Source organism: Curtobacterium sp. MCLR17_045 (assembly GCF_003234405.1).
GTDB classification, from domain to species: domain Bacteria; phylum Actinomycetota; class Actinomycetes; order Actinomycetales; family Microbacteriaceae; genus Curtobacterium; species Curtobacterium flaccumfaciens.
This window is the reverse complement of record NZ_QKTB01000005.1, coordinates 52,006-73,862: the sequence shown is the minus strand read 5'-3', so window position 1 is coordinate 73,862 and position 21,857 is coordinate 52,006. Positions and strand designations below refer to the sequence as shown.

Genomic DNA, 21,857 nt, shown 5'->3' with positions numbered 1-21,857 from the left:
CCCGATCGGAGGAACCCCAGATGCGTGACGCCGACGGCGATGACGCCCGACAGGGCGAGTACTCCCACGACGGCCAGCACCGTGCCGATCCGGGCGGCGGTGCCGTCGGCCAAGGACGGTCGGAGGGCACGCAGTCGGTCGCTCATGGTCCGTCGAGGCTATCCGGCCTCCAGCGCCTGCTGCACGACGGACGAGCAGCTCTGGCGTCCCCCAACCGCAACGCCCGCTCGGCCGTGGTGCTCGGGCGCCTGCTCGGCATCGCGTTCCTGGTCTGCTTCGGCACCGGGATCTACAGCCACCTGCTGCAGGAACCGCTCGGCTGGATGCGGTTCCCGACCCGTCCGACGCAGCTGTACCAGTTCACGCAGGGTCTGCACATCACGACCGGGATCGCGATCATCCCGCTGCTGCTCGCCAAGCTCAACACCGTCATGCCCGCCCTGGTGCAGGTGCCGCCGGTGCGCGGCGTGCTGCACCTGCTCGAGCGGCTGTCGATCGCGGTGCTCGTGTCCGCGTCGATCATCCAGGTCGTCACCGGCCTGCTCAACACGTACCAGTGGTACCCGTGGCCGTTCCCGTTCCGCCAGGTGCACAACGCCCTGGCCTACGTGATCATCGGCTCGCTGGCCATCCACATCGCCGCCAAGCTGCCGGTCATCGCCCGCTACTGGCGGAAGCGCGACTCCTACGACGTGGACGGCCGGTTCATCGCGGACCCCGCGTCCGGCAGTGAACTGCTTCCTCCTGGCCTGGAGGCCCGTGGTGCGTCCGCCCCGAGCGCTGCGGTCGCCGAGACCGCCGGGTCCACCGCCCCCGGCCTGCTGGGCCGCGTGTTCCGCTGGATCGACGGCGTCGACGCCGCCCCCGGCGGCGCCGAGCCCCGTCCCACCGGACCCGACACGGCCCCGGAGGCCCGCGCGGTGTCCGAGGAGCCGAGTCCCGCCCAGCCGACGGCCGACGTGCCGGAGGCGAGCCGGGCCTCCAGGCCGACGCCGGAAGCAGCCACCGGACGACGCCAGCGCATCGCCCGACGCGGGTTCTTCGCCGGCGTGACGGCGGCGACCGTCGGTGTCGTCGCGCTCACGGCGGGGCAGTCCTCGAAGCTCGCGGAACCGTTCAACGTGTTCGGCGCCCGCGGTCGCGGCATCGGCGCGAACGGGCTGCCGGTCAACCGGACCGCGCGGGCGGCCGGCGTCCTCGCGACCGCGACCGCCGCCGACTGGACGCTCACCGTCGTCGGCCACGACGTGAGCCGGACGTTCGTCCGGGCGGAACTCGTCGCGCTCGGCACCGCGCAGGTCGACCTGCCGATCTCGTGCGTCGAGGGGTGGAGTCAGATGGCGACCTGGAAGGGCGTGCGGATGCGCGACCTGCTCGACGCCGTGCAGGCGCCGCAGGGGTCGCACGTGCGCGTGACGAGCCTGGAGCGGCACGGCGGCTACCGGATCATGGACATGGGACCGGAGTACGCCGAGGACCCGACGACCCTCGTCGCCCTCGAGCTGAACGGTGCGACGCTCGACCTGGACCACGGGTTTCCGGCGCGGATCATCGCTCCCGGGCGGCCCGGTGTGCTGCAGACCAAGTGGATCGAGAAGATCGAGGTGCTCCGGTGAAGGCCGCGCGGATCGTGCTCGTGGTGATCGGTGTGCTGGTCATCGCGTTCGGGGCGTACGTGCTCGTGACGTCCGTCAAGCCGAACCGCATCGGCGGGCTCGGGGTCTGGCTGCTCGCGGCGGTGGTGCTGCACGACGCGGTCCTGTCCCCGTTCGTGGTCGGTGCCGGGCTGCTGCTGCGTCGGGCCGGACGCTCGCTGCGGGCCTGGGTGCTCGTCGTCGTGCAGGCGGCGATCGTGCTCGGCAGCGTGCTCGCCCTGGTGGTGCTGCCGGAGATCGCTGCCAAGGACCACGGGCAGAAGAACCCCACCGTGCTGCCGTTCGACTACGGCACGCGGCTGCTGCTCGTCGAGGGGGCGCTGCTCGTCGTCGTGGTGGTCGTGCTCGTCATCGGGGTGGTGCGGTCGCGTCGGACTGGCGGTTCGTCGGGTTCGGCGGGCTCGTCCGGTTCGTCCGGTTCGTCCGCGGTGCGCACCACTGGTTAAAGAGACAACCTTTCGGTATGATCAGGTCATGACCGACGAGACCCCGTGGCTCACCCGCGAGCAGCTGCGCGCGTGGATGAAGCTCGTCGCGGTCATGGAACTCCTGCCGGCGGCGCTCGACCAGCAGCTGCAGCGCGACGCCGACCTGACGCACTTCGACTACATGGTCATCGCGATGCTCTCCGAGACCGACACCCGGACCCTGCGGATGTCGGCGCTCGCCTCGGCCACGAACGCCTCGTTGCCGCGGCTGTCGCACGTGGTGTCCCGCCTCGAGAAGCGCGGGCTCGTGACGCGGTGCCCGTCGACCTCCGACCGCCGTGCCACCGACGTCCGCCTGACCGACACCGGCTACGCAGCCATCGTCGACGCTGCCCCGGACCACGTCCGCACCGCCCGCCGGGTGGTCATCGACGCGCTCTCCGACGAGCAGGTCGCGCAGCTCGACGGCATCGCGGCATCGCTCCTGACACGGCTGGACCCCGAGGGGCGGTTCGCGGCGCTGACCTACCCGCGCGAGGACGACGACACCGCGATCTGCGAGCAGCGGCTGACGGGTGCGGCGACGGACTGAGGCCGCCTGGCCTCCGCGTCCCTGCAATAGGCTCGCCGCATGACCGACCCCGCCGCGCCGTCCGACACGTACTCCTACCTCGGACCCGCCGGCACCTTCACCGAGGCGGCCCTCAAGCTCGTCGAGGCCGCCGCCGGCAAGCCCTGGCGGAGTGTCAACAACGTCGGTGAGGCCCTGGACGACGTCATGTCCGGCCGGTCGATCGGGGCCGTCATCGCGATCGAGAACAGCGTCGACGGCGGCGTCAGCGCCACGCAGGACGCCCTGGCCCGGATCCCCGGCGTGCGGATCGTGGGGGAGTACCTGGTCCCCGTCGACTTCGTGCTCGTCGCCCGACCCGGCACGACGCTGGCCGACGTCCGCACCGTGAACGCGCACCCGGTCGCCTACGCGCAGACCCACAACTGGCTCGAGGCGAACCTGCCCGGCCACGGCCACATCCCGGCGTCGTCGAACGTCGCAGCGGCCCTCGCCCTGCTCGAGGCGAACCCCACGGCCGACGCCGCCGTCGCGCCGCCCGGCATCACCGACCACCACGACGTCGTCGTGCTCGCGTCGTCCATCGGCGACAACGCCTCGGCGGTCACCCGGTTCGTGCTCGTGTCGAAGACCCTCGCGCTGCCCGAGCCGACCGGCGCCGACAAGACCAGCGTCATCGTCGAGCTGCCCGCCGACCACCCCGGCGCCCTGGTCGACATGCTCGAGCAGTTCGCGACGCGGGGTATCAACATGGGGCTGCTGTCGTCACGCCCGATCGGTGACGAGCTCGGCCGCTACCGGTTCGTCATCGACCTCGACGGGCACGTGCGCGACGAGCGGGTGGCGGACGCACTGCTCGGCCTGCGGCGGTTCAGCCCGCGCGTGACGTTCCTCGGGTCGTACCCGCGTGCCGACGGCGCCCGCCCCGAGGTTCCGGCGCGCTACTCGGACGCCGCGTTCGTCGAGGCGCGGGACTGGCTGCGCGCGATCGTGTCGGGCGAGCCCGGGGCGCGGTAGCGGCGGAACTGCCCCGGGTCAGGGCACCTGGCGCGAACCGTGGCGGTCGTCCGCCGGGTCCGGCACCCGCACGGAGAGCCCCATCGGGTCGATGCGCGAACGGAAGGCGATGACCTCGCCCACCGGGTCGCCGTCGATCTCGAACTCGTCAGGCCGCTCGAGCCGCGCCGTGAACTCCTGCCCGCGCAGGTAGCGCAGGGGTCGTTCCTCGCGCGAACGCGACACGATCTTCTTGCCGACGGCGGTCTTGCCCAGGTTCGACCGGCGGAACGCCCGCAGGATCCCGTTCTCCCAGAACACCCGGGCACCGATCCGCACCCAGCCGAAGAACCCGCGGGGTCGCATCACGGCGATGTCGAACACGCCGTCGTCGATCTCGGCGTCGGGCAGCAGGATCGCGCCGGCCTGCAGCATGCCGCAGTTGCCGACGATGAGCGAGTGCGCTCGGAGCGAGTGGTTGCCGTCGTCGTCCAGCTGGTAGCGGAACTCGAACGCGTTGGCGTCGCGCACCGAGCGGAACAGCGAGTCGACGTAGGCGAGCCAGCCGACCTTCTTCTTCAGCTCGGGGCGGGTGTTCACGAGCATCCGGGCGTCGAGCCCGAGGCCCGCCATCACCAGGAAGCCGAAGCGTTCGCGCTCGCCCCCGGGGCGCTCGACCTTGAGCATGCCGAAGTCGATCTTGCGGTCGTCGCCGTGGAAGATCGTCCGGACGCTCGCGGCCAGGTCGTCGAGGGGGAGCTTCATGTTGCGCGCGAGCAGGTTGCCGGTGCCGCTCGGCAGCAGCGCCAGGGTCGAACCGGACTCGTGCACGACCTCGGCGACCGCACGGACCGTGCCGTCCCCGCCGGCCGCAGCGACGACGTCGGCACCGGCCTCGATCGCCGCGCGGGCCATGCCGCCGCCCGGGTCTTCTTCCGAGGTCTCGAACCACAGGGTCTCGGCCCAGCCGGCCTGCTGCTGGTGTTCCTGCACCGTGCGCTTGAGGGTCGGCAGGTGGACCTTGACCGGGTTGTAGACCACCGCGGCCGTCCGCTGCTCGGTGGGGAGGGCGTCCTGGTCCGCGGGCGCGGTCTCCGAAGGGCTCGACATACGTCCACGCTACCGATCGAGGCTGCGTGCGGTTGCCCCCGTCTAGGATGGGGCGGTGATCGATCCACAGCTGCTTCGCGACAACCCGGACGTCATCAAGGCTTCACAGCAGGCGCGTGGTGCCTCCGTGGCCGTCGTCGACGAAGCCGTCACCGCCGATTCCGCCCGCCGCAGTGCGATCACCTCGTTCGAGTCGCTCCGCGCTGAGCAGAACGCGTTCGGCAAGACCGTCGCCAAGGCCCCGAAGGACGAGAAGGCCGCGCTCGTGCAGCAGGCCCAGGCCCTCGCCGCAAAGGTGAAGGAGGCGCAGGCCACCGTCACCGCGGCCGAGGACACCTTCAACACCGTCGTCCGCGGCATCCCGAACGTCGTGCTCCCCGGGGTGCCCGAGGGCGGCGAGGACGACTTCGTCACGCTCCGCACCGTCGGCACCAAGCCCGAGTTCGACTTCGAGCCGAAGGACCACGCCGACCTCGGCGAGCACCTCGGCATCATCGACATCCCCCGCGGCGTGAAGGTCTCCGGCTCGCGCTTCTACTTCCTGCGCGGCATGGGCGCCCGGCTCGAGATCGCGCTGATGTCGCTCGGCCTCGACCGTGCGATCGCCGCCGGCTTCGAGCCGCTCATCACCCCGACGCTCGTCCGCCCCGAGACGATGGCCGGCACCGGGTTCCTCGGCGAGCACGCGGCAGAGGTCTACCGGCTCGAAGCCGACGACCTGTACCTGACCGGCACGAGCGAGGTCGCCCTGGCCGGCTTCCACGCCGACGAGATCCTCGACATCGAGAAGACCGCGCACCGCTACGCCGGCTGGTCGACCTGCTACCGGCGTGAGGCCGGGTCGGCGGGCAAGGACAACCGCGGCATCCTCCGCGTGCACCAGTTCAACAAGCTCGAGATGTTCACCTACGTCCACCCGGACCAGGCCGAGGCCGAGCACGAGAAGCTCGTCGGGTACCAGGAGCAGATGCTGCAGGACCTCGGGCTCCACTACCGCGTGATCGACGTCGCCGGCGGTGACCTCGGCACGAGCGCCGCGAAGAAGTACGACATCGAGGCCTGGGTCCCGACGCAGGGCACGTTCCGCGAGCTCACCTCGACGTCGAACTGCACGACGTACCAGGCCCGCCGCCTCGACATCCGCTACCGCACCGAGAGCGGCAAGACCGCCCCGGTCGCCACCCTGAACGGCACCCTCGCCACCACCCGCTGGATCGTCGCGATCCTCGAGACGCACCAGCAGGCCGACGGTTCCGTCGTCGTGCCGGAGGTCCTGCGCCCCTACCTCGGTGGCGTCGAGGTGATCGAGCCCCGATGAGCACCCAGGGACGGTTCGTGGACGGCACCGAGCAGGGCGCGGGCACCGACGCGCCCGCCCGCACCAAGCGCTGGCTGGTCGCGCTCGACATCGACGGCACCACCATGCGCGAGGACGGTGTCATCACCGAGGCCGTCGTGGCGGCAGTCCGTGACGCCGAGGCCGCCGGGCACGAGGTCATGCTCTCGACCGGTCGCAGCGAGGGCATGACCGTGCCCCTGCTCGAGACCCTCGGCATCCGTCCGAAGTACCTGGTCTGCGCCAACGGTGCGCTCATCCTGGCCCGTCGCGCCGACGGTTCCTACGTGCGCGAACACGTCGAGCGGTTCGACCCGTCCGAGGTGCTGCAGACCATCCACGGCGCGCTCGAGAACGCCGCGTTCGGTGTCGAGGACGAGACCGGCCACTTCCTGCTGTCCGGCAACTTCCCCGACGACACGATGACCGTCGAAGGTGAGCACGTGCCGTTCGAGCAGCTGCTCGGCGTCGAGGCCACCCGCGTCGTCGTCATCTCGCCCGGCCACGACACCGAGGACTTCCTGCAGATCGTCGAGCAGATGGGCCTGCACAAGGTCTCGTACTCCGTCGGCTGGACGTCGTGGCTCGACATCGCTCCGGAGGGCGTGACGAAGGCCACCGCGATGGAGCGCGTGCGCGAGTGGCTCGACATCCCGCGTTCCCGCGTCTTCGCCGCGGGCGACGGCCGCAACGACATCGACATGCTCCGCTGGGCCTCGACGTCCGGTCGCGGCGTCGTCATGGGCCAGGCGCCCGACGACGTCGTCGACGCCGGCAACGAGCTCACCGGCGGCATCACCGACGACGGCCTGGCAGCGGCGCTCGACTCCCTGCCCCGGTAGTCCGCGCTCGCGCGCACCCCTGCCTGGAGGCCCGGGTAGACTTCCCGGGACGCGATCACGTCTCGCCACGTGGTCGCGTCACTGGAGGGTTGTCCGAGCGGCCGATGGAGCCTGTCTTGAAAACAGGTGGGCAGAGATGTCTCGTGGGTTCGAATCCCACACCCTCCGCGATGGACACACGGTTGCGCCCACTCCGCCTCGACGACGCGGCCGTCCTGGCTGCGGTCATCACCGAGAACGCCGACCACCTGCGACCGTGGGAACCGGCCCGAGCCCCGTCGTACTACACGGAGTCCGGCCAGCGGGACGTCATCACGCAGGCCCTCGCCACGCAGCGCGCCGGCAACGCGGTGCCGTTCGTCATCGAGTCGACCGACGGGGAACTCCTCGGCCGCATCACGCTGAGCGGCGTCGTCCGCGGCGCCCTGCAGTCGTGCGCGATGGGGTACTGGATCCGCGCCGACCGCACGCGACAGGGCCATGCGTCCCGCGCTGTCCGCGCGGCGGCCGATCACGCGTTCGACGTGCTCCGTCTGCACCGCGTGCAGGCTGAGACCCTGCCCGAGAACGTCGGCTCGCAGCGCGCGCTCGAGTCGGCGGGCTTCACCCGGTACGGCTTCGCGCCGGAGTACATCAAGATCAACGGGGTCTGGCGCGACCACGTCATGTTCCAGCTCCTCGCGCCGACGCCGACCCCGTGATCGAGGTCGTCGAGTACCGGCCGTCCTGGCCCGAGCGGTTCCGGCAGCTGCACGATGCGTACGCCGCCGCGCTCGACGACGCCGATGTGCCGTTCCGGAGCATCGAGCACGTGGGCAGCACGTCCGTGCCGGGCCTGGCGGCGAAGCCCGTGCTCGACGTCGACGTCGTGGTGGACGCTGCCGACGTCCCGGCTGCAGTGGCGGCGATGGCGACGATCGGCTTCGAGCCGCGCGGTGAACTCGGCGTCCCGGGGCGGCAGGCGTTCCGGGCTCCGGATCGCTTCGCCCCGACCAACACCTACGTGGTCACCGTGGGATCGCTCGCACTCCGGAACCACCTGGCCGTCCGCGACGTGCTGCGTGCCGACCCGGTGCTGCGTGACGAGTACGCCGCCGTGAAGCGTCGGGCAGCCACCGAGGCCGAGGACATCGACGACTACATCGAGCGGAAGAGCGAGGTGCTGAGCCGGATCCTGCGCGCCGGCGGCTTGACCGACGACGAGCGCGCCGCCATCACCGCCACGAACCGTCGGATCACCGACCGCGGCGCGGGCGGCTGACACGATCGGGGCGGGTGACGGTTCTGGTTCACGAACCCGGGTGTTCGTGAACCAGAACCGTCACCGTCCCGACGAGAACCGGCCTCAGGCGCTGGCGAGCATCGGGTAGAGCGCGGTGAGCGGGGCGCTCAGGCCGGCACGGACGTCGCGGCTGACCTGGTCGGCGAGGACCTCGTGCTCGCCGGCCTCGACCGCGTCCCAGATCGACCGGACGATGTCGGCGGGGTCGGACTTCTCGACGTCGAGGTCGGCGATCATGCCGGTGTCGGTGTAGCCGAGGTGGGCGCCGACGACCTGGGTGCCCTGGGGTGCGAGCTCGAGACGCAGGGAGTTCGTGATCGACCAGAACGCGGCCTTCGACGCCGAGTACGCGCCGGCGAGGGCGACCCAGCTCAGGGCGGAGTGCACGTCGATCAGCGCACCGTTGGCGATCGAGGGGGCGAAGGCCTTGGCGACGCGGAGTGCACCGAAGACGTTGGTGGCGAAGATGCGCTCGACCTCTTCGACGGAGACGTCGACGAGCGGGTCGGAGCCGGCGATCCCGGCGTTGTTCACGACGACGGTCACGTCGGCTGCGGTGCGGGCCGCGGCGTCGACGCTCTCCTGGCTCGTGACGTCGAGGGCGAGCGGGACGATGCGCTCGTCGTCCCAGGTGCGGGGGTTGCGGGCGGTCGCGTAGACCTTGGTGGCACCACGCTCCAGGGCCTGGCGGACGAACTCGGCGCCGAGGCCGCCGTTCGCTCCGGTGACGAGGACGACGGCGTTGGTGAGGTCGGTCATGAGTGCTCCAGACAAGAGAAGATGAGTACGGAAACCGAACCTAGCACGTTGTGTCCGGAAATCGAACCCAGCTAGGATGAACACATGCTCGGCATCCTCGGCGGCGACGAGCGCTGCCCCATCGCACGCTCCCTCGACGTCCTCGGCGAGAAGTGGACGCTCATGATCGTCCGCGACGCCGTCGGTGGCTCGACCCGCTTCAGCCAGTTCCAGCAGGGCCTCGGCATCCCGCGCGAGGTCCTGACCGCACGCCTGGCCTCGCTCGTCGACGGGGGTGTGCTCGAGCGCACGACCTACAAGCCCGAGGGGGCACGTGCCCGCGAGGAGTACGTCCTGACCGACGCCGGCCGCGACCTGTCGCTCGTGCTGCTCGCCCTCGGCGGCTGGGCCGACCGGCACCGCCCGTCCGAGCGGGCGTCGGACCTGCGCTTCGTCGACGCGGAGACCGGCGAGGCGGTCGAGGCTGCCGCCGTGACCGTGGATGCGCAGGAGCGCATCCCGACCGCGCGCCTCCGCGCCGTCATGGAGCCCGCGTCCTGAACGCGACCGGCTGACGGACAGGAGGCCCGTGGCGGCCCCGCCCCGCGCCTCCAGGCTGTCGGTGGGTGCGTCAGCGACGCACGTCGCACCCGCAACTCGCGCCGAGGACCAACTCGGCGGGGACCAGGTCGCGGTGCCACTGGTTGTCGGCGTCGAGGCCGAGCACGCGGTCGACCGCGGCGACCGCCATCGTCTCGATCGGCTGCCGGACCGTGGTGAGCTGCGGGTTCGTGTAGTCCGCCTCGGCCGCGCCGTCGAACGACACGATCGCGACGTCCTCGGGGACGCGCAGACCGAGTTCCCACAGCGCGCGCATGACGCCGATCGCCTGCATGTCGGAGCTGACGAAGACGGCTCGGGGGCCGGTCTCGTCGGCGAACATGCGGAGGCCGGCTTCGTAGCCTCCGCGCCGGGTGAAGTCGGTGCGGACGATGGGGCCGTCGGGCAGGCCGGCCTGGCGGAGGGCCCGCATCCAGCCCTGCTCGCGGAGCTCCATCGAGCCGGTGTGCCCCATCACGAGGCCGATCGAGCGGTAGCCGTGCTCGACCAGGTGCTGCGTGCCGTCGAGGGCGCCACGCAGGGCGTCGACACCGATGCTGGCGTACTCGGGGACCTCGAAGAACGTGTTGAGCAGGACCATCGGCAGGCCGGGGTCGGTGACGGTCGACAGGTCCGGGTGGGTCATGATGCTCGTCACGATGATGCCGTCGACCTGGCGCGCGGACAGGCTGCGGAGCCGCTCGCGCTCCTGGGCGGCGTCACCGTCGCTGTTGGCGAGCAGGACGTCGTAGCCGCGTGCAGCGGCGGCGTGGGTGACCGCGACGGCGAGCTCGGACCAGAACGGGTTGTCGAGTTCGGGCACGATCAGGCCGAGCATCTTCGACGAGCCGGTGCGCAGGGCCTGGGCGCTCGCGTTCGGGCGGTAGCCGAGGACGCGGATGGCCTCGCGGACCCGGGCGGCGGTGGCGGCCGCGACGGGGCGCGGTCCGTCGTGCACGACGTAGCTGACGACGGAGGTGCTGACCCCGGCGTAGCGGGCGACGTCCGCACGGGTGACCGCCCTCGGGTTCGTCGGGACGGTCACGGGTGCCACCTTCGTCGGGTCCGGGAGCGTCGTTCGGGTGCCGGCCCACGACGGACCGGCACCCGAACGACACGTGTTACTCGGACGCGATCGTAGCCGACGACGTGCTGCCTGCTGACGTCGGTGCGCTCGCCGTCGCAGCGCTCGTCGTCTCCGGGGCGTCACCGAAGTCCGGCACGTCGAGGCGGGCGCCACCCTGCAGCGCGGACTGGTGGGCGATGATGCCCGGCAGGGTGAAGCGCGCGGCGGTCCAGGCGTTCACCGGCGGCAGGGTCCGGTCGACGACGGCACGGACGAAGTCGTCGGCGAGGAACTGGTGGCTGCCCTCGTGCCCGGTCGGCACGCCGTCGTACTCGGCGGGCAGACGGTCGGTGTCGTGCACCTCGGCGTAGCCGGAGACGAACGCGTCGCGCAGGGACGGGTCGACGTCGGCCAGGCGCGGGTCGTCGAGGGACATCGTCGCCTGGGTGTCGATCTTGTCGCTGATGTCGTACGAGTCCTCCTTGTCCTGCCAGACGCTGGTCTTCGCGAGCTGCTCGAAGCTGGCCTCGGTGCCGAAGTAGCGGAAGCGCGACTCACGGATGTGCGACGGGTAGCCGACGCGACGCATCTCGTTGATGCGCATGACGCCGCCGTTGTCGAGCTCGAACAGGGCAGTGGCGTTCGAGAAGTCGTTGTCGAACTGGCTGACGTCCTTGTCGAAGACGCCGTCGCCGCGGTCGTCCTTGACGCCGATGCAGCTGACGCTGACCGCGTGCCCGGGGATCGCACCGAGGACCCCGCCGACCGAGTGCGTCGGGTAGAGCATGGGCGGGTAGCTGGCGGTGCGCTTCCACTCGTCGCCGCCGCTGTACTGGTACGCGGCGTAGAAGCCGAGGTCCATGTCGTGCACGTAGTCGCCCTCGGCGTAGAACACCCGGCCGAAGGCGCCGGCGGCGACCTGCTTGCGGGCGAACACCGTCGCGGGGTTGTAGTAGCTCGTCTCGCCCATCATGTAGGTCAGACCGGTCTCGCGGACCGCCTGGATGATGTCGCGGATCTCGTCGACGGAGATCGCCATCGGCACGGCGGAGTACACGTGCTTGCCGGCGCGCAGGGCCTTGACCACGAGCGGCCCGTGGGTCCAGCGCTGCGTGAAGATCGCGACGGCGTCGACGTCCGAGGCGAGGACCGCGTCGAAGTCCGGGAACGTGCCGTCGAGGTGCTGCGTCTCGACGAGTTCGGACGCGCGCTCGTCGACGAGGTCCGTGACGTAGACCCGGTCCACGTCGGGGTGGAGCTTGAACAACTTGGCGAACTGGGGGGCGAACTGGCCCGCGCCGACCATTCCGACAGAGATCATCAGTGACCTTTCCAGGGGTGTGGGATGCGTCGCCGAGCGGGTCGCTCCGATGCGATCGAGCGCCATCCTGACACACCCTGTCTACACGTGACAACCCCCGTCGATGGCCCGGAAAGAGCCTCTTGCCAGCAGTGGTCCCCACGTGTAGATTCCCGGCTCACGGACTGCTGCACGTCAGTCCACCGCAGACGAAGGAGTCGCGATGGCAACCGAGAGCCCTGTGTCGTCACCCTTGACGACCGCCAGCACGAGACGGAGGAGTCGGTCCGCCGACCTCGCCCGTGCCCGCACCACCGCACCACGGCGCCGCCCCAGGAACGACCTGTGGCTCGCGCTCGTCTTCATCGCCCCGGCAGCCGTCGGGTTCGCGGTGTTCCTCGCCTGGCCGACCGTGCGGGGCATCTACCTGAGCTTCACGTCGTACAACCTGCTCACCGAGCCCGAGTTCACCGGCCTGCAGAACTACGCCCGCCTGGTGCAGGACTCGATCTTCTGGCACTCGATGGTGGTGACGGTCGAGTACGTCCTCATCAACATCGTCATCCAGACCGTCGTCGCGCTGTTCATCGCCGTGATGATGCACCGGCTGACGAAGTCGACCTTCGTGCGCGGCATCGTGCTCGCGCCGTACCTGGTGTCGAACGTCGTCGCCGCCCTGGTCTGGCTCTGGATCCTCGACACCCAGCTCGGCATCGGCAACGAGATGCTCGCCGCACTCGGGCTCGACCGCATCCCGTTCCTGCAGAGCGACGTCTGGGGCATCCCCTCGATCGCGCTCATCAACGTCTGGCGGCACGTCGGCTACACGGCACTGCTCATCTTCGCCGGCCTGCAGTCGCTGCCCGAGACCGTGTACGAGGCCGGACGCATCGACGGTGCGAGCGAGTGGAAGATGTTCTGGCGCATCACGGTGCCGCTGCTCCGCCCGATCCTGTCCCTGGTGCTGATCATCACCGTGATCGGGTCGTTCCAGGTGTTCGACACCGTCGCCGTCACCACGCAGGGCGGCCCCGCGAACGCCACGAACGTCGTGCAGAACTACATCTACAACCTGGCGTTCGGCCGGTTCCAGTTCGGCTACGCGTCCGCGGTCTCGGTCGCGCTCCTCATCGTCCTCAGCATCATCACGATCATCCAGTACCGCCTCACCCGCTCGGGTGAGTCCGACCTGGACTGAACGGAAGCGCCATGACCACGACACTCACCCGTTCCGTCACCACGTCCCGCCCGCCGCGGATGGGCGCCGGCCACCGTCGTCGCCCGTCGCTCGGCCGAGTGCTCGCCTGGGTCGCGATGATCCTCGTCATCGTCGTCACCCTGTTCCCGTTCTACTGGATCCTGCGCACCGCGCTGTCGTCGAACACCGCGATCAACTCCGACCCCACCTCGCTGCTGCCCGTCGGGTTCAGCCTGGGCGGGTTCGAGCGGGTCTTCGGCCTGCAGTCCACCGAAGAGGCGTTGGCGCAGGGCGGCTCCGGCGCCGCGCTGAACTTCTGGCGGTACCTGCTCAACTCGATCCTGGTGTCGACGCTCGTCACCGTCGGCCAGGTGTTCTTCTCGGCAGCGGCCGCCTACGCCTTCGCCCGGCTGCGCTGGCCCGGTCGCGACAAGGTGTTCGGGGTGTTCCTGGCCGGGCTGATGGTCCCCGCGATCTTCACGCTGCTGCCGAACTTCACCCTCATCAAGCAGCTCGGGCTCGTCGACAACCTGCTCGGCATCGCCCTGCCGACGATGTTCATGACCCCGTTCGCGGTGTTCTTCCTGCGGCAGTTCTTCCTCGGCATCTCGAAGGAGGTCGAAGAGGCAGCCCTCATCGACGGCGCCGGCAAGGTCCGCGTGTTCTTCCGGCTCGTCATCCCGATGGCGGCGGCCCCGATCGCCACCCTCGCCGTGCTGACGTACATCACGAGCTGGAACGACTACTTCTGGCCGCTCATGGTGTCGTACACGGACAGCTCGCGGGTGCTGACCGTCGCGCTCGGCGTCTTCAAGTCGCAGACCCCGCAGTCCGGCACCGACTGGGCCGGGCTCATGGCCGCGACCCTGGTGGCGGCGCTCCCGATGATCCTGCTGTTCGGCGTCTTCGCCAAGCGGATCGTCAACTCCATCGGCTTCTCCGGGATCAAGTGACCCGGCTGTCGGACAGGACGAACACCATGACGAACCAACTGACCCGCCGCACGCTCTTCGCCGGCGGCGCCTCCGCCTTGGCCCTCGGCGCGCTCGCCGCCTGCTCGTCGCCCGGTCGCCGCACGACGAACCGGTCGGGTGCGCGCACCGTGAGCTACTGGCTCTGGGACGCCAACCAGCAGCCCGCGTACCAGGCCGTCGCCGACGCGTTCCACCGCGCGAACCCGGACATCACCGTGAAGATCACCCAGCTCGGGTGGAACGACTACTGGACCAAGCTCACCGCGGGCTTCATCGCCGGCACCGCGCCCGACGTCTTCACCGACCACCTGACGAAGTTCCCGCAGTACGCCGACCTCGACGTCCTCTACAAGCTCGACGAACTCGACGCCACGAAGGGCATCCGGGACGACGACTACCAGTCCGGACTCGCCGAACTGTGGAAGGGCCAGGACGGCCACCGCTACGGCTCGCCGAAGGACTGGGACACCGTCGCGATGTTCTACGACCGGAAGGCGATGGCGAAGGCCGGGGTCTCCGCCGAGGAACTCGGGTCGCTCGAGTGGAACCCGGAGGACGGCGGCACGTTCGAACGGATGCTCGCGCGGCTGACCGTCGACTCGAAGGGCCGACGCGGCGACGAGGACGGCTTCGACAAGGACGACGTCGCCGTCTACGGCATCTCGTCGAACGGCTCGGGCGGTGACGGCTTCGGCCAGACCCAGTGGTCACCGTTCACCGGATCGGTCGACTGGTTCTACACGAACGAGAACCCGTGGGGCGACAGGTTCCGCTACGACGAGCGGGTCGTGCAGGACACCCTCGCCTGGTACTACCGGCTGGCCGAGAAGGGCTACATGGCGAAGTACGGGGTGTTCTCCACCACGACCGGGCCCGAGGTCCAGCTCGGCGCGGGCAAGTGCGCGCTGTCGTTCAACGGCTCGTGGATGATCGGTTCGTACCTCGGCATGGAGGACCTCGACGTCGCGGTCGCCCCGACCCCGATCGGCCCGTCGGGTCACCGTGCGTCGATGTTCAACGGGCTCGGCGACTCGATCACGAAGCAGGCGAAGGACCCCGAGGCCGCCGCGAAGTGGGTGGCGTTCCTGGGCAGCGACGAGGCGCAGCGGATCGTCGGTGAGAGCGGGATCGTGTTCCCCGCCCGTCCCGCTGGCACCGAGGCTGCCGTGGCGTCGTTCCGGAAGCGCGGCCTGGACGTCTCGGCGTTCACCCGGCAGGTCGAGGAGGACACCACGTTCCTGTTCCCGGTCACGAAGAACCCCGCTGACGTGCAGGCCCTGCTGCAGCCCGCCTTCGACGACGTCTACGCGAACGGCAAGCCGATCTCGACGCTGACCGGGGTCAACGAGCAGGTCAACAACCTGCTCGCCCTCACCTGATCGAAACCCCGCCCGTCGTCCGCATGCCGCACCGTCCGGTGCGGTGTGCGGACGACGCGTTGACCGTGCCGCCGACCACGATCCAGACTGCAGGGGATGACCTCCCTCACCTCCCTCGTCTACATGTCCGTCGCCGTCGACGACCTGACCGATGACCAGCTGGTCGCCATGCTGCGTGAGGCGCGGCTCCGCAACCACGCGCTCGGCGTCTCCGGGCTCCTGCTCGCCAAGGGCGGCCGGTTCATGCAGGTGCTCGAGGGTCCGGTCTGGAGCGTCGAGGACCGCTTCGCCGCGATCGAGCGCGACCCGCGGCACACCGGCGTGAAGTCGTTGTCGCGTGAGTCCATCAGCACGCGTCGGTTCGACGGCTGGGCGATGGCGTTCGGCAGCCCGACCGGGGACGAGCTCCGTGACGAGCCCGGGTTCAGCACCTTCCTCAGCGAGCGCACCGGCCTGCCGACCGGGGTGGCGGGCACGCCCGCCGACTGGCTGCTCCGCTGGTTCCGTGGGCGCGACCTGCAGGACCTGCCCGAGGAGCGCATCACGCTCGGCCGGCACGCGGCCTGAGCCGCACCGCCCCTCGGACTGCCGGCACGCGGCCTGAGACGCACCACCCCTCGGTCTGGAGGCACGGTGCGGGCCCGCCCCGTGCCTCCAGACTGTGAGACTGGTCCCGTGGAACGACGTGAGCAGATCCTGGTGGCCGCGGCGGAGGAGTTCGACCGCGTCGGCTTCGCCGGCGCGACGATCGCGGGCATCGCCCGCGCGGCGGGCGTCTCGCAGGGCACCCTGCACTTCCACTTCCCGACGAAGCTCGCCCTGGCGCTCGGCGTCATCGGCGAGCAGAACGCCCGCACCTTCGACGTCGTCAGTCACACCGACAGCTCGCCCGTCGCCGCGCTGATCGTGGCGTCGCACGGCATCGCCGACCTGCTCCGGACCGACCCGATCGTGCGGGCCGGGATCCGGCTGTCGCTGGAGCGCGGCGAGTTCCAGACCGCGACGCTGAGCTTCTACGAGCAGTGGATCGGCGGGATCGTCGACGTGTTCCGGTTGGCGGTCGCGAGCGGGGAACTCCGGACGGACCTGACCGCGGAGCAGCTCGGCTCGACGGTGGTGCCCTACTTCACCGGCGTGCAGCTCGTGTCCGACGTCCGGACGCGGCGCACCGACCTGATGCCGGCCGTGGCGACGATGTGGCGCGTGGTGATCGCGGCGACGGCGGACCCGAAGCACCGCGACCGGCTGCTCGACGTCGTCGAGGACGCGTTCAGCGAAGGCTGATCCGCGACGGCGTGCGGGGTCGGATCAGAGGTCGTGCAGCTCGCGGTCGCGGAACCACTTCAACAGCCAGGCAGCACTGGTCCGGTCGAACGAGCGCGGGAAGTCCATCGTGCCCGACAGGAAGGGACTGAAGCCCTCCTCGGACCGGATGTCCGAGTCGTCGAGCGCGCGGTAGGCCATCGACCAGCCGTCGAACCGCCGGCGCTCGATGTCCTCGCGCACGAGTGACTTCACCTCACCGTGCCGTCGGTCCTTCGCGATGACGTCGTACCGGTCCTGCACGCTCCACGCCGGCCCCTCGAGCAGCTGCATGAACCGGCCGCCCTTGGCGAGCAGGAGCCCGGAGACCCCGAGCGCTTCGTTGCGCAGCCGGGACTCCGCGAGCAGCACCGCCATGGCCTGGTCGTCGAAGGGGACGACGGCACGGCTCATGTAGACGATGGAGACGAGCACTCCTCCATCCTGCTGGGTGGAAGGCCGTTGCGCGAAGCGGATGTCCGCAACGCGCCCCACGGATCAGCGCCGCGGATCAGCCCTGCGGGAGCTCGTGCGCGGTGACGTCCTCGTTGCGCTTCTTCCGCCACGGACGGGCCGGGGTGTTCGGGCCGTCCCACACCAGGATCGCGCCCCAGGCGGCGGCGATCAGCGGCACCGAGATGATCGCGCCGGTGATGCCGGCGAGGACGGTGCCGGCGGTCAGCCCGATCAGGATGACGAGGCCGTGCAGCTTGAGGGTGCGCCCCATCAGCACCGGCTGCAGCAGGTTGCCCTCGAGCTGGTTCACCAGCACCACGATGCCGATCACGATGAGCGCCTGCACCGGACCGAGGGCCACGAGCGCGACCAGGGCGGCGAGGATGCCGGCGGCGGTGGCACCGACGATCGGGATGAACGCCGTGATGAAGACGATGACGGCCAGCGGCAGGGCGAGCGGGACGCCGACGATGGCGATGCCGACTCCGATGCCGATCGCGTCGACCGCCGCGACCGTGGCGGTGCCGCGGACGTACCCGCCGAGGGTGGAGACGACCCGGTCGCCGACGCGACGTGCTCGGGCGTAGCGCTCACCGGTGAAGGGGCGGAGCAGGAACTCCCAGATGCTCGGGCCGTCCTTCAGGAAGAAGAACAGCACGACGATCATCAGGACGAGCCCGGTCAGGAAGTTCGCGGTGGCCGAGGCACCGGCGAGGGCACCGGAGCCGAACTGCGCGCTCGTGACGAAGTCGGACGCCGACGCGACCGCGTCGTCGATCTGCTTGTCCGAGATCGAGAACGGCAGGTTCTTCGCGAACTCCTGCAGTTGCTGGAACCCGTCGACTGCCGACTTCTGCAGCTGCGCCCACTGGTTCTCGACCGCGACGACGATGAGCCAGCCGATCAGCCCCAGGATCGCGAGGACGCCGATGAGCACCGCGAGGGTGGCCAGCACGGACGGCACCCGGTGCTTGCGGAGCCACGACACCACCGGGTGCATGGCCGACGCGATGATGAGCGCGAGGAGCACGGGGATCGTGACGACGCTCAGGATGTTGCTCGCCCAGACGACGCCGGCGACGACCACCACGACGATGATGAGCTGCAGGCACCGGGTCGCGAAGTGCCCGGCGGAGTCGGACCACGCGGCCTGGACCCTGGACGGAGCGGCTGGGGTGGTCGGGCGCGGAGCGTCGCGGAAGAACGGCATGCCGGAGACGCTACCGACCGGACGGCCGACGCGCCGGTTCCGCCGGCTCGATCGTCCGCCCGGTGTCCTGTCCCCGCGTCGCCGGGGCGACCAGGAACGCGGCGACCAGCAGGACCAGGGGCACGAGCATCGCCGTCTGCAGGCCGAGGTGCTCCCCGACGAACCCGAGCAGCGGCGGCCCCACCAGGAACGCGATGTACCCGGCCGTGGCCACCACCGACACCCGGCGGTCGCCGTCGGTGGGGTGGTCGCCCGCGGCGGAGATCGACAGCGGGAACCCGAGGGCGATGCCGAGCCCCCAGACGCCGGCGGCGGCCGCGGTGACGACCGGACTCGGTGACAGCACGACGAGCAGGACCCCCACCGCACCGACCGCGGCACAGACCCGGACGACCGGGGCGCGACCGAACCGGGCGACGAGCGGGGTGCCGGCCGCACGACCGATGAGCATGGCGAGGGCGAACCCGGTGAACACGAGGGACCCGACGGACTCGGGGGCGTCGTGGTCGGTGGTCATCAGCAGCGGGAGCCAGTCGCTCGCGGCACCCTCGGCGAAGGCCATCGCCAGCGTGATGACAGCGATCATGGCGAGCTGCACGGTGAGGACGGAGCGGCGGGCTCCCCGACGGGTGCCGCGGGCAACGGCAGGCGCATCGCTCGGTGTCTCACGGGGCACCGGCCGCAGGTTCAGCGCCGCGAACACCGCCAGCGCGGCCATCACCGCGGCGCCGACGAGCAGGTGCACCCGGACCGGGGTCCCCGCCGCCGTCATGGCGATGCCGACGACCCCACCGACCACGCTGCCGAGGCTGAAGCAGGCGTGCAGCACCGGCACGACCGGTCGTCCGATCTGCCGCTCGACCGCGGCGGCCTCGACGTTCAGCCCGATCTCGGCGACGCCCGCCCCGAAGCCGATCAGGAACAGCCCGGCCCAGACCCCGGCGGCGACCTGCGCCGGGGCGAGCAGCGCGACGAGCACCATGCCGACGACGGGCAGCGCGCCCCCGAGCAGGATGAGCGGGCGGTTGCCGGTCCGTCGCACCAGCGCCCCGGCGCCGAGGATCCCGATCATCGATCCGATCGACAGCCCGAGCAGGACGAGGCCCATCGCCTCGATCGAGGCACCGAGCTCGTCGCGGATCGCGGGCGTCCGGGTGATCCACGTCGCGATCCCGAACCCGGTCACCGTCGACGTGGCGAAGAGTGCGAGTCGATGCCGCCCGGCCATGCCCCCATCTGATCGGTCCCCGGGCGGACCGTCAAGGGCGACCGCGTCCCGCGCTTAGGATCGGGCGCATGGCGACCGTCCTCCTCGTCCGTCACGGACGCACCACCGCGAACGCCACCGGCGTCCTGGCCGGACGCACCGCCGGCGTGCGACTCGACGCCGTCGGCCGCACCCAGGCCGAGCGGACCGCGGAGCGCATCGCCGCGGTGCCCGTCGTCGCCGTGGTGTCGAGTCCGCTCGAGCGCTGCCGACAGACCGCCCGCGCGATCCTGGACCGGCAGACGGACCGGCAGACCGACCGGCGGACCGGTGCACCCGCCTCGCTGATCGAGCGGGCCATCACCGAGGCCGACTACGGGCAGTGGCAGGGCCGGAAGCTCGCCGACCTGGCGAAGGAGCCCCTCTGGCGCACGGTGCAGGCGAACCCGAGCGCCGTCGTGTTCCCCGGCGGTGAGTCCATGCAGACGATGCAGTCCCGGGCCGTCGCGGCCGTCCGGCGCATCGACGCCGAGGTCGAGGCGGAGCACGGACCCGGCGCCGTCTGGGTCGCGGTGAGCCACGGCGACATCATCAAGAGCGTCCTCGCCGACGCGTTCGGCATGCACCTGGACCTGTTCCAGCGCATCGGCGTCGGCCCGGCCTCGGTGTCCGTCGTGCGCTACGGCGAGCACCGCCCGGAGGTCGTCGCGACGAACACCGAGTCCGGTGACCTGTCCTGGCTGCGCACCGCCCCGGCACCCAGCGGGGACGCCGCGGTCGGCGGCGGCGCGGGCCATCCGGAACCCGATGCGCACACCGGCACCGGGCGTCCGGCGCCCGACGCGCCCGCGGGTCCTGCCGGACCCTGAACGGCCGGAGCCGAGCGCTCCTACAATGCGGGTATGCCCACCATCGTCCACGGCTTCGACTGGCCGGACCGCCTCGTCGTCGGCACCATCGGCCGTCCGGGTGAGCGCGCCTTCTACATCCAGGCCCGCTCCGGTCGGCGCGTCACCAGCGTCGCGCTCGAGAAGGAGCAGACCGCCGTGCTCGCCGACAAGATCGACGAGCTCCTCGACGAGGTGGCGACCGTCGACGACAACCGCTTCAGCGTGCCACCGTCGGTGCCGGTCGAACTCCGCGACCCGGAGCCGCTCGACCAGCCCGTCGAGGCCGAGTTCCGCGCCGGGGCCCTGAGCCTGGGCTTCGACCCGTCCACCGCGCAGGTCGTCATCGAGGCGTACCCGATCGACGACGAGGTCGAGATCGTGTCCGAGGAGAGCGAGGACGGCATCGAGATCGAAGCCGTCGTCGAGATCCCCGAGCCCGCCGAGCTGTTCCAGGTGAAGATCCCGGTCGGCACCGCCCGGGCCTTCGTCGAGCGCACGCGCGAGGTCGTCGCCGCCGGTCGTCCGCCCGGCGACGCATGAGCGACGGCTCGCTGTCCGTCCGGGCGCGCATCCGTGAGGCGTCCAACGCCACCTTCCTCGCCGACCTCGACGGCGCGACCGTCGTCTACAAGCCCATCGAGGGCGAGCGCCCGCTGTGGGACTTCCCGGACGGCACGCTCGCCGGCCGCGAGATCGCCGCGCACCTGGTCTCCGAGGCGTTCGGCTGGGGTGTCGTCCCACCCACGTGGATGGGTGACGGTCCGTTCGGGCCCGGCATGGTGCAGCGCTGGCAGGACGTCGACCCCGAGCAGGACGCCGTCGACCTGGTGACGCCGGAGCTCGCCGAGGCGGACGGTTCGCCCTGGCTGCCCGTGCTCGAGGCCATCGACGAACACGACCAGCCCGTCACGCTCGTGCACGAGGACTCCGAGGCCCTGCGCCGGATGGCCGTCTTCGACGTCGTCGTGAACAACGCCGACCGCAAGGGCGGGCACGTGCTCGCGATGCCCGACGGCCACCGCTTCGGCGTCGACCACGGGCTCACCTTCCACGTCGAGCACAAGCTCCGGACGGTCCTGTGGGGCTGGATCGGGGAGCCGCTCGGGCCGGACGAGCTCGAGGGCCTCGACCGGGTGTCCGACGCCCTGCGCGGCGGTCTCGGCGACGAGCTCGCCGAGCACCTGACGGACGAGGAGATCGACACGCTCCGGGCGCGCTGCGCGGCCCTGCGCGCCGTCGGGATCTTCCCGCCGCCGCCCGGTCACGGGCCCGCCGTGCCCTGGCCGCTGTTCTAGACGCACCCAGGGACGGACTGGA

Annotated in this window: 24 protein-coding genes and 1 tRNA gene; 18 read left to right on the top strand and 7 right to left on the bottom strand. The window is 70.9% G+C overall.

Annotated elements, in window-relative coordinates; all coding sequences use genetic code 11:
* The first annotated feature begins 20 nt into the window (after positions 1-20).
* Genes DEJ05_RS05525 through pheA form a run of 4 tightly spaced genes read left to right on the top strand, consistent with a single transcriptional unit; the run spans position 21 to position 3,671 of the window.
* Complete coding sequence (locus tag DEJ05_RS05525; protein WP_181440663.1) at positions 21-1,616, top strand: molybdopterin-dependent oxidoreductase; 1,596 nt, start codon at positions 21-23, stop codon at positions 1,614-1,616.
* Positions 1,613-2,101 (top strand): hypothetical protein, encoded by a 489-nt coding sequence (locus DEJ05_RS18000; RefSeq protein WP_181433053.1) that lies wholly within the window; start codon positions 1,613-1,615, stop codon positions 2,099-2,101. The genes DEJ05_RS05525 and DEJ05_RS18000 overlap by 4 nt, the downstream gene beginning before the upstream one ends.
* Positions 2,102-2,129: 28 nt before the next feature.
* Positions 2,130-2,675, top strand: a complete 546-nt coding sequence (locus DEJ05_RS05520; protein WP_111029842.1) for a MarR family winged helix-turn-helix transcriptional regulator — start codon at positions 2,130-2,132, stop codon at positions 2,673-2,675.
* A 39-nt stretch (positions 2,676-2,714) separates the two neighbouring features.
* Positions 2,715-3,671: a prephenate dehydratase gene (gene pheA, locus DEJ05_RS05515; protein ID WP_071406510.1), complete on the top strand. Its 957-nt coding sequence runs from the start codon at positions 2,715-2,717 to the stop codon at positions 3,669-3,671.
* Between the two features lie 18 nt (positions 3,672-3,689).
* Here pheA and DEJ05_RS05510 read toward each other — a convergent pair whose 3' ends face one another.
* Positions 3,690-4,760: a diacylglycerol kinase family protein gene (locus DEJ05_RS05510; protein ID WP_111109954.1), complete on the bottom strand. Its 1,071-nt coding sequence runs from the start codon at positions 4,758-4,760 to the stop codon at positions 3,690-3,692.
* A 55-nt stretch (positions 4,761-4,815) separates the two neighbouring features.
* On the opposite strand from DEJ05_RS05510, the gene serS reads away from it, so the two are divergent.
* The 5 genes from serS (at position 4,816) to DEJ05_RS05485 (ending at position 8,199) form a co-directional block, all read left to right on the top strand.
* Positions 4,816-6,078 (top strand): serine--tRNA ligase, encoded by a 1,263-nt coding sequence (serS, locus tag DEJ05_RS05505; RefSeq protein ID WP_111109953.1) that lies wholly within the window; start codon positions 4,816-4,818, stop codon positions 6,076-6,078.
* A complete protein-coding gene (locus DEJ05_RS05500; protein WP_084741461.1) occupies positions 6,075-6,938 on the top strand; it encodes an HAD family hydrolase in 864 nt (287 codons plus the stop codon). The genes serS and DEJ05_RS05500 overlap by 4 nt, the downstream gene beginning before the upstream one ends.
* An 83-nt stretch (positions 6,939-7,021) precedes the next feature.
* Positions 7,022-7,106: transfer RNA gene (locus DEJ05_RS05495), tRNA-Ser, on the top strand.
* Between the two features lie 14 nt (positions 7,107-7,120).
* Complete coding sequence (locus DEJ05_RS05490; protein ID WP_258376092.1) at positions 7,121-7,639, top strand: GNAT family N-acetyltransferase; 519 nt, start codon at positions 7,121-7,123, stop codon at positions 7,637-7,639.
* Positions 7,636-8,199 carry a GrpB family protein gene (locus DEJ05_RS05485; RefSeq protein ID WP_111109951.1) on the top strand — a complete coding sequence of 188 codons (564 nt, stop codon included), beginning with the start codon at positions 7,636-7,638 and terminating at the stop codon, positions 8,197-8,199. Before DEJ05_RS05490 ends, DEJ05_RS05485 begins: the two co-directional genes overlap by 4 nt.
* An 84-nt stretch (positions 8,200-8,283) precedes the next feature.
* On the opposite strand, the gene DEJ05_RS05480 is transcribed toward DEJ05_RS05485, so the two are convergent.
* Positions 8,284-8,979, bottom strand: a complete 696-nt coding sequence (locus tag DEJ05_RS05480; protein WP_111029862.1) for an SDR family oxidoreductase — start codon at positions 8,977-8,979, stop codon at positions 8,284-8,286.
* Between the two features lie 84 nt (positions 8,980-9,063).
* Between DEJ05_RS05480 and DEJ05_RS05475 the strand changes: the two genes are divergently transcribed.
* A complete protein-coding gene (locus DEJ05_RS05475; protein ID WP_111109950.1) occupies positions 9,064-9,519 on the top strand; it encodes a helix-turn-helix domain-containing protein in 456 nt (151 codons plus the stop codon).
* A gap of 70 nt (positions 9,520-9,589) precedes the next feature.
* On the opposite strand, the gene DEJ05_RS05470 is transcribed toward DEJ05_RS05475, so the two are convergent.
* Both DEJ05_RS05470 and DEJ05_RS05465 read right to left on the bottom strand, forming a co-directional pair.
* Positions 9,590-10,603 (bottom strand): LacI family DNA-binding transcriptional regulator, encoded by a 1,014-nt coding sequence (locus DEJ05_RS05470; protein WP_232536521.1) that lies wholly within the window; start codon positions 10,601-10,603, stop codon positions 9,590-9,592.
* A gap of 76 nt (positions 10,604-10,679) precedes the next feature.
* Entirely contained in the window at positions 10,680-11,945 is a 1,266-nt protein-coding gene (locus tag DEJ05_RS05465) for a Gfo/Idh/MocA family protein (protein ID WP_372440197.1), read from the bottom strand.
* 202 nt (positions 11,946-12,147) lie between these two features.
* On the opposite strand from DEJ05_RS05465, the gene DEJ05_RS05460 reads away from it, so the two are divergent.
* The 5 genes from DEJ05_RS05460 to DEJ05_RS05440 all read left to right on the top strand — a co-directional run bounded on the left by DEJ05_RS05460 (position 12,148) and on the right by DEJ05_RS05440 (position 16,759).
* Positions 12,148-13,122: a carbohydrate ABC transporter permease gene (locus DEJ05_RS05460; protein WP_228516654.1), complete on the top strand. Its 975-nt coding sequence runs from the start codon at positions 12,148-12,150 to the stop codon at positions 13,120-13,122.
* A gap of 11 nt (positions 13,123-13,133) precedes the next feature.
* Positions 13,134-14,075 (top strand): carbohydrate ABC transporter permease, encoded by a 942-nt coding sequence (locus DEJ05_RS05455; protein WP_027466099.1) that lies wholly within the window; start codon positions 13,134-13,136, stop codon positions 14,073-14,075.
* Positions 14,076-14,101: 26 nt separating this feature from the next.
* On the top strand, positions 14,102-15,475 hold the full coding sequence (locus DEJ05_RS05450) for a sugar ABC transporter substrate-binding protein (protein WP_071406555.1): 1,374 nt from the start codon (positions 14,102-14,104) through the stop codon (positions 15,473-15,475).
* Positions 15,476-15,571: 96 nt separating this feature from the next.
* A complete protein-coding gene (locus DEJ05_RS05445; protein WP_111109949.1) occupies positions 15,572-16,042 on the top strand; it encodes a BLUF domain-containing protein in 471 nt (156 codons plus the stop codon).
* A gap of 108 nt (positions 16,043-16,150) precedes the next feature.
* Positions 16,151-16,759, top strand: a complete 609-nt coding sequence (locus tag DEJ05_RS05440; RefSeq protein ID WP_146245026.1) for a ScbR family autoregulator-binding transcription factor — start codon at positions 16,151-16,153, stop codon at positions 16,757-16,759.
* A gap of 24 nt (positions 16,760-16,783) precedes the next feature.
* Here DEJ05_RS05440 and DEJ05_RS05435 read toward each other — a convergent pair whose 3' ends face one another.
* The 3 genes from DEJ05_RS05435 to DEJ05_RS05425 all read right to left on the bottom strand — a co-directional run bounded on the left by DEJ05_RS05435 (position 16,784) and on the right by DEJ05_RS05425 (position 19,671).
* Positions 16,784-17,212, bottom strand: a complete 429-nt coding sequence (locus DEJ05_RS05435) for a BLUF domain-containing protein (RefSeq protein ID WP_110865510.1) — start codon at positions 17,210-17,212, stop codon at positions 16,784-16,786.
* Between the two features lie 76 nt (positions 17,213-17,288).
* Positions 17,289-18,443, bottom strand: coding sequence for an AI-2E family transporter (locus tag DEJ05_RS05430; RefSeq protein WP_111047677.1), 1,155 nt, complete (start codon positions 18,441-18,443; stop codon positions 17,289-17,291).
* Between the two features lie 10 nt (positions 18,444-18,453).
* Positions 18,454-19,671, bottom strand: coding sequence for an MFS transporter (locus DEJ05_RS05425; RefSeq protein WP_111109947.1), 1,218 nt, complete (start codon positions 19,669-19,671; stop codon positions 18,454-18,456).
* A gap of 68 nt (positions 19,672-19,739) precedes the next feature.
* On the opposite strand from DEJ05_RS05425, the gene DEJ05_RS05420 reads away from it, so the two are divergent.
* From DEJ05_RS05420 to DEJ05_RS05410, 3 genes are read left to right on the top strand one after another with little or no spacing between them, the layout of a single operon-like run.
* Positions 19,740-20,519 (top strand): MSMEG_4193 family putative phosphomutase, encoded by a 780-nt coding sequence (locus DEJ05_RS05420; RefSeq protein WP_111109946.1) that lies wholly within the window; start codon positions 19,740-19,742, stop codon positions 20,517-20,519.
* 33 nt (positions 20,520-20,552) lie between these two features.
* Entirely contained in the window at positions 20,553-21,080 is a 528-nt protein-coding gene (locus DEJ05_RS05415; RefSeq protein WP_071406497.1) for a DUF3090 domain-containing protein, read from the top strand.
* The gene (locus DEJ05_RS05410; protein WP_111109945.1) at positions 21,077-21,835 is read left to right on the top strand and encodes an SCO1664 family protein; all 759 of its coding nucleotides are present in this window, start codon (positions 21,077-21,079) and stop codon (positions 21,833-21,835) included. The genes DEJ05_RS05415 and DEJ05_RS05410 overlap by 4 nt, the downstream gene beginning before the upstream one ends.
* Positions 21,836-21,857 lie beyond the last annotated feature (22 nt).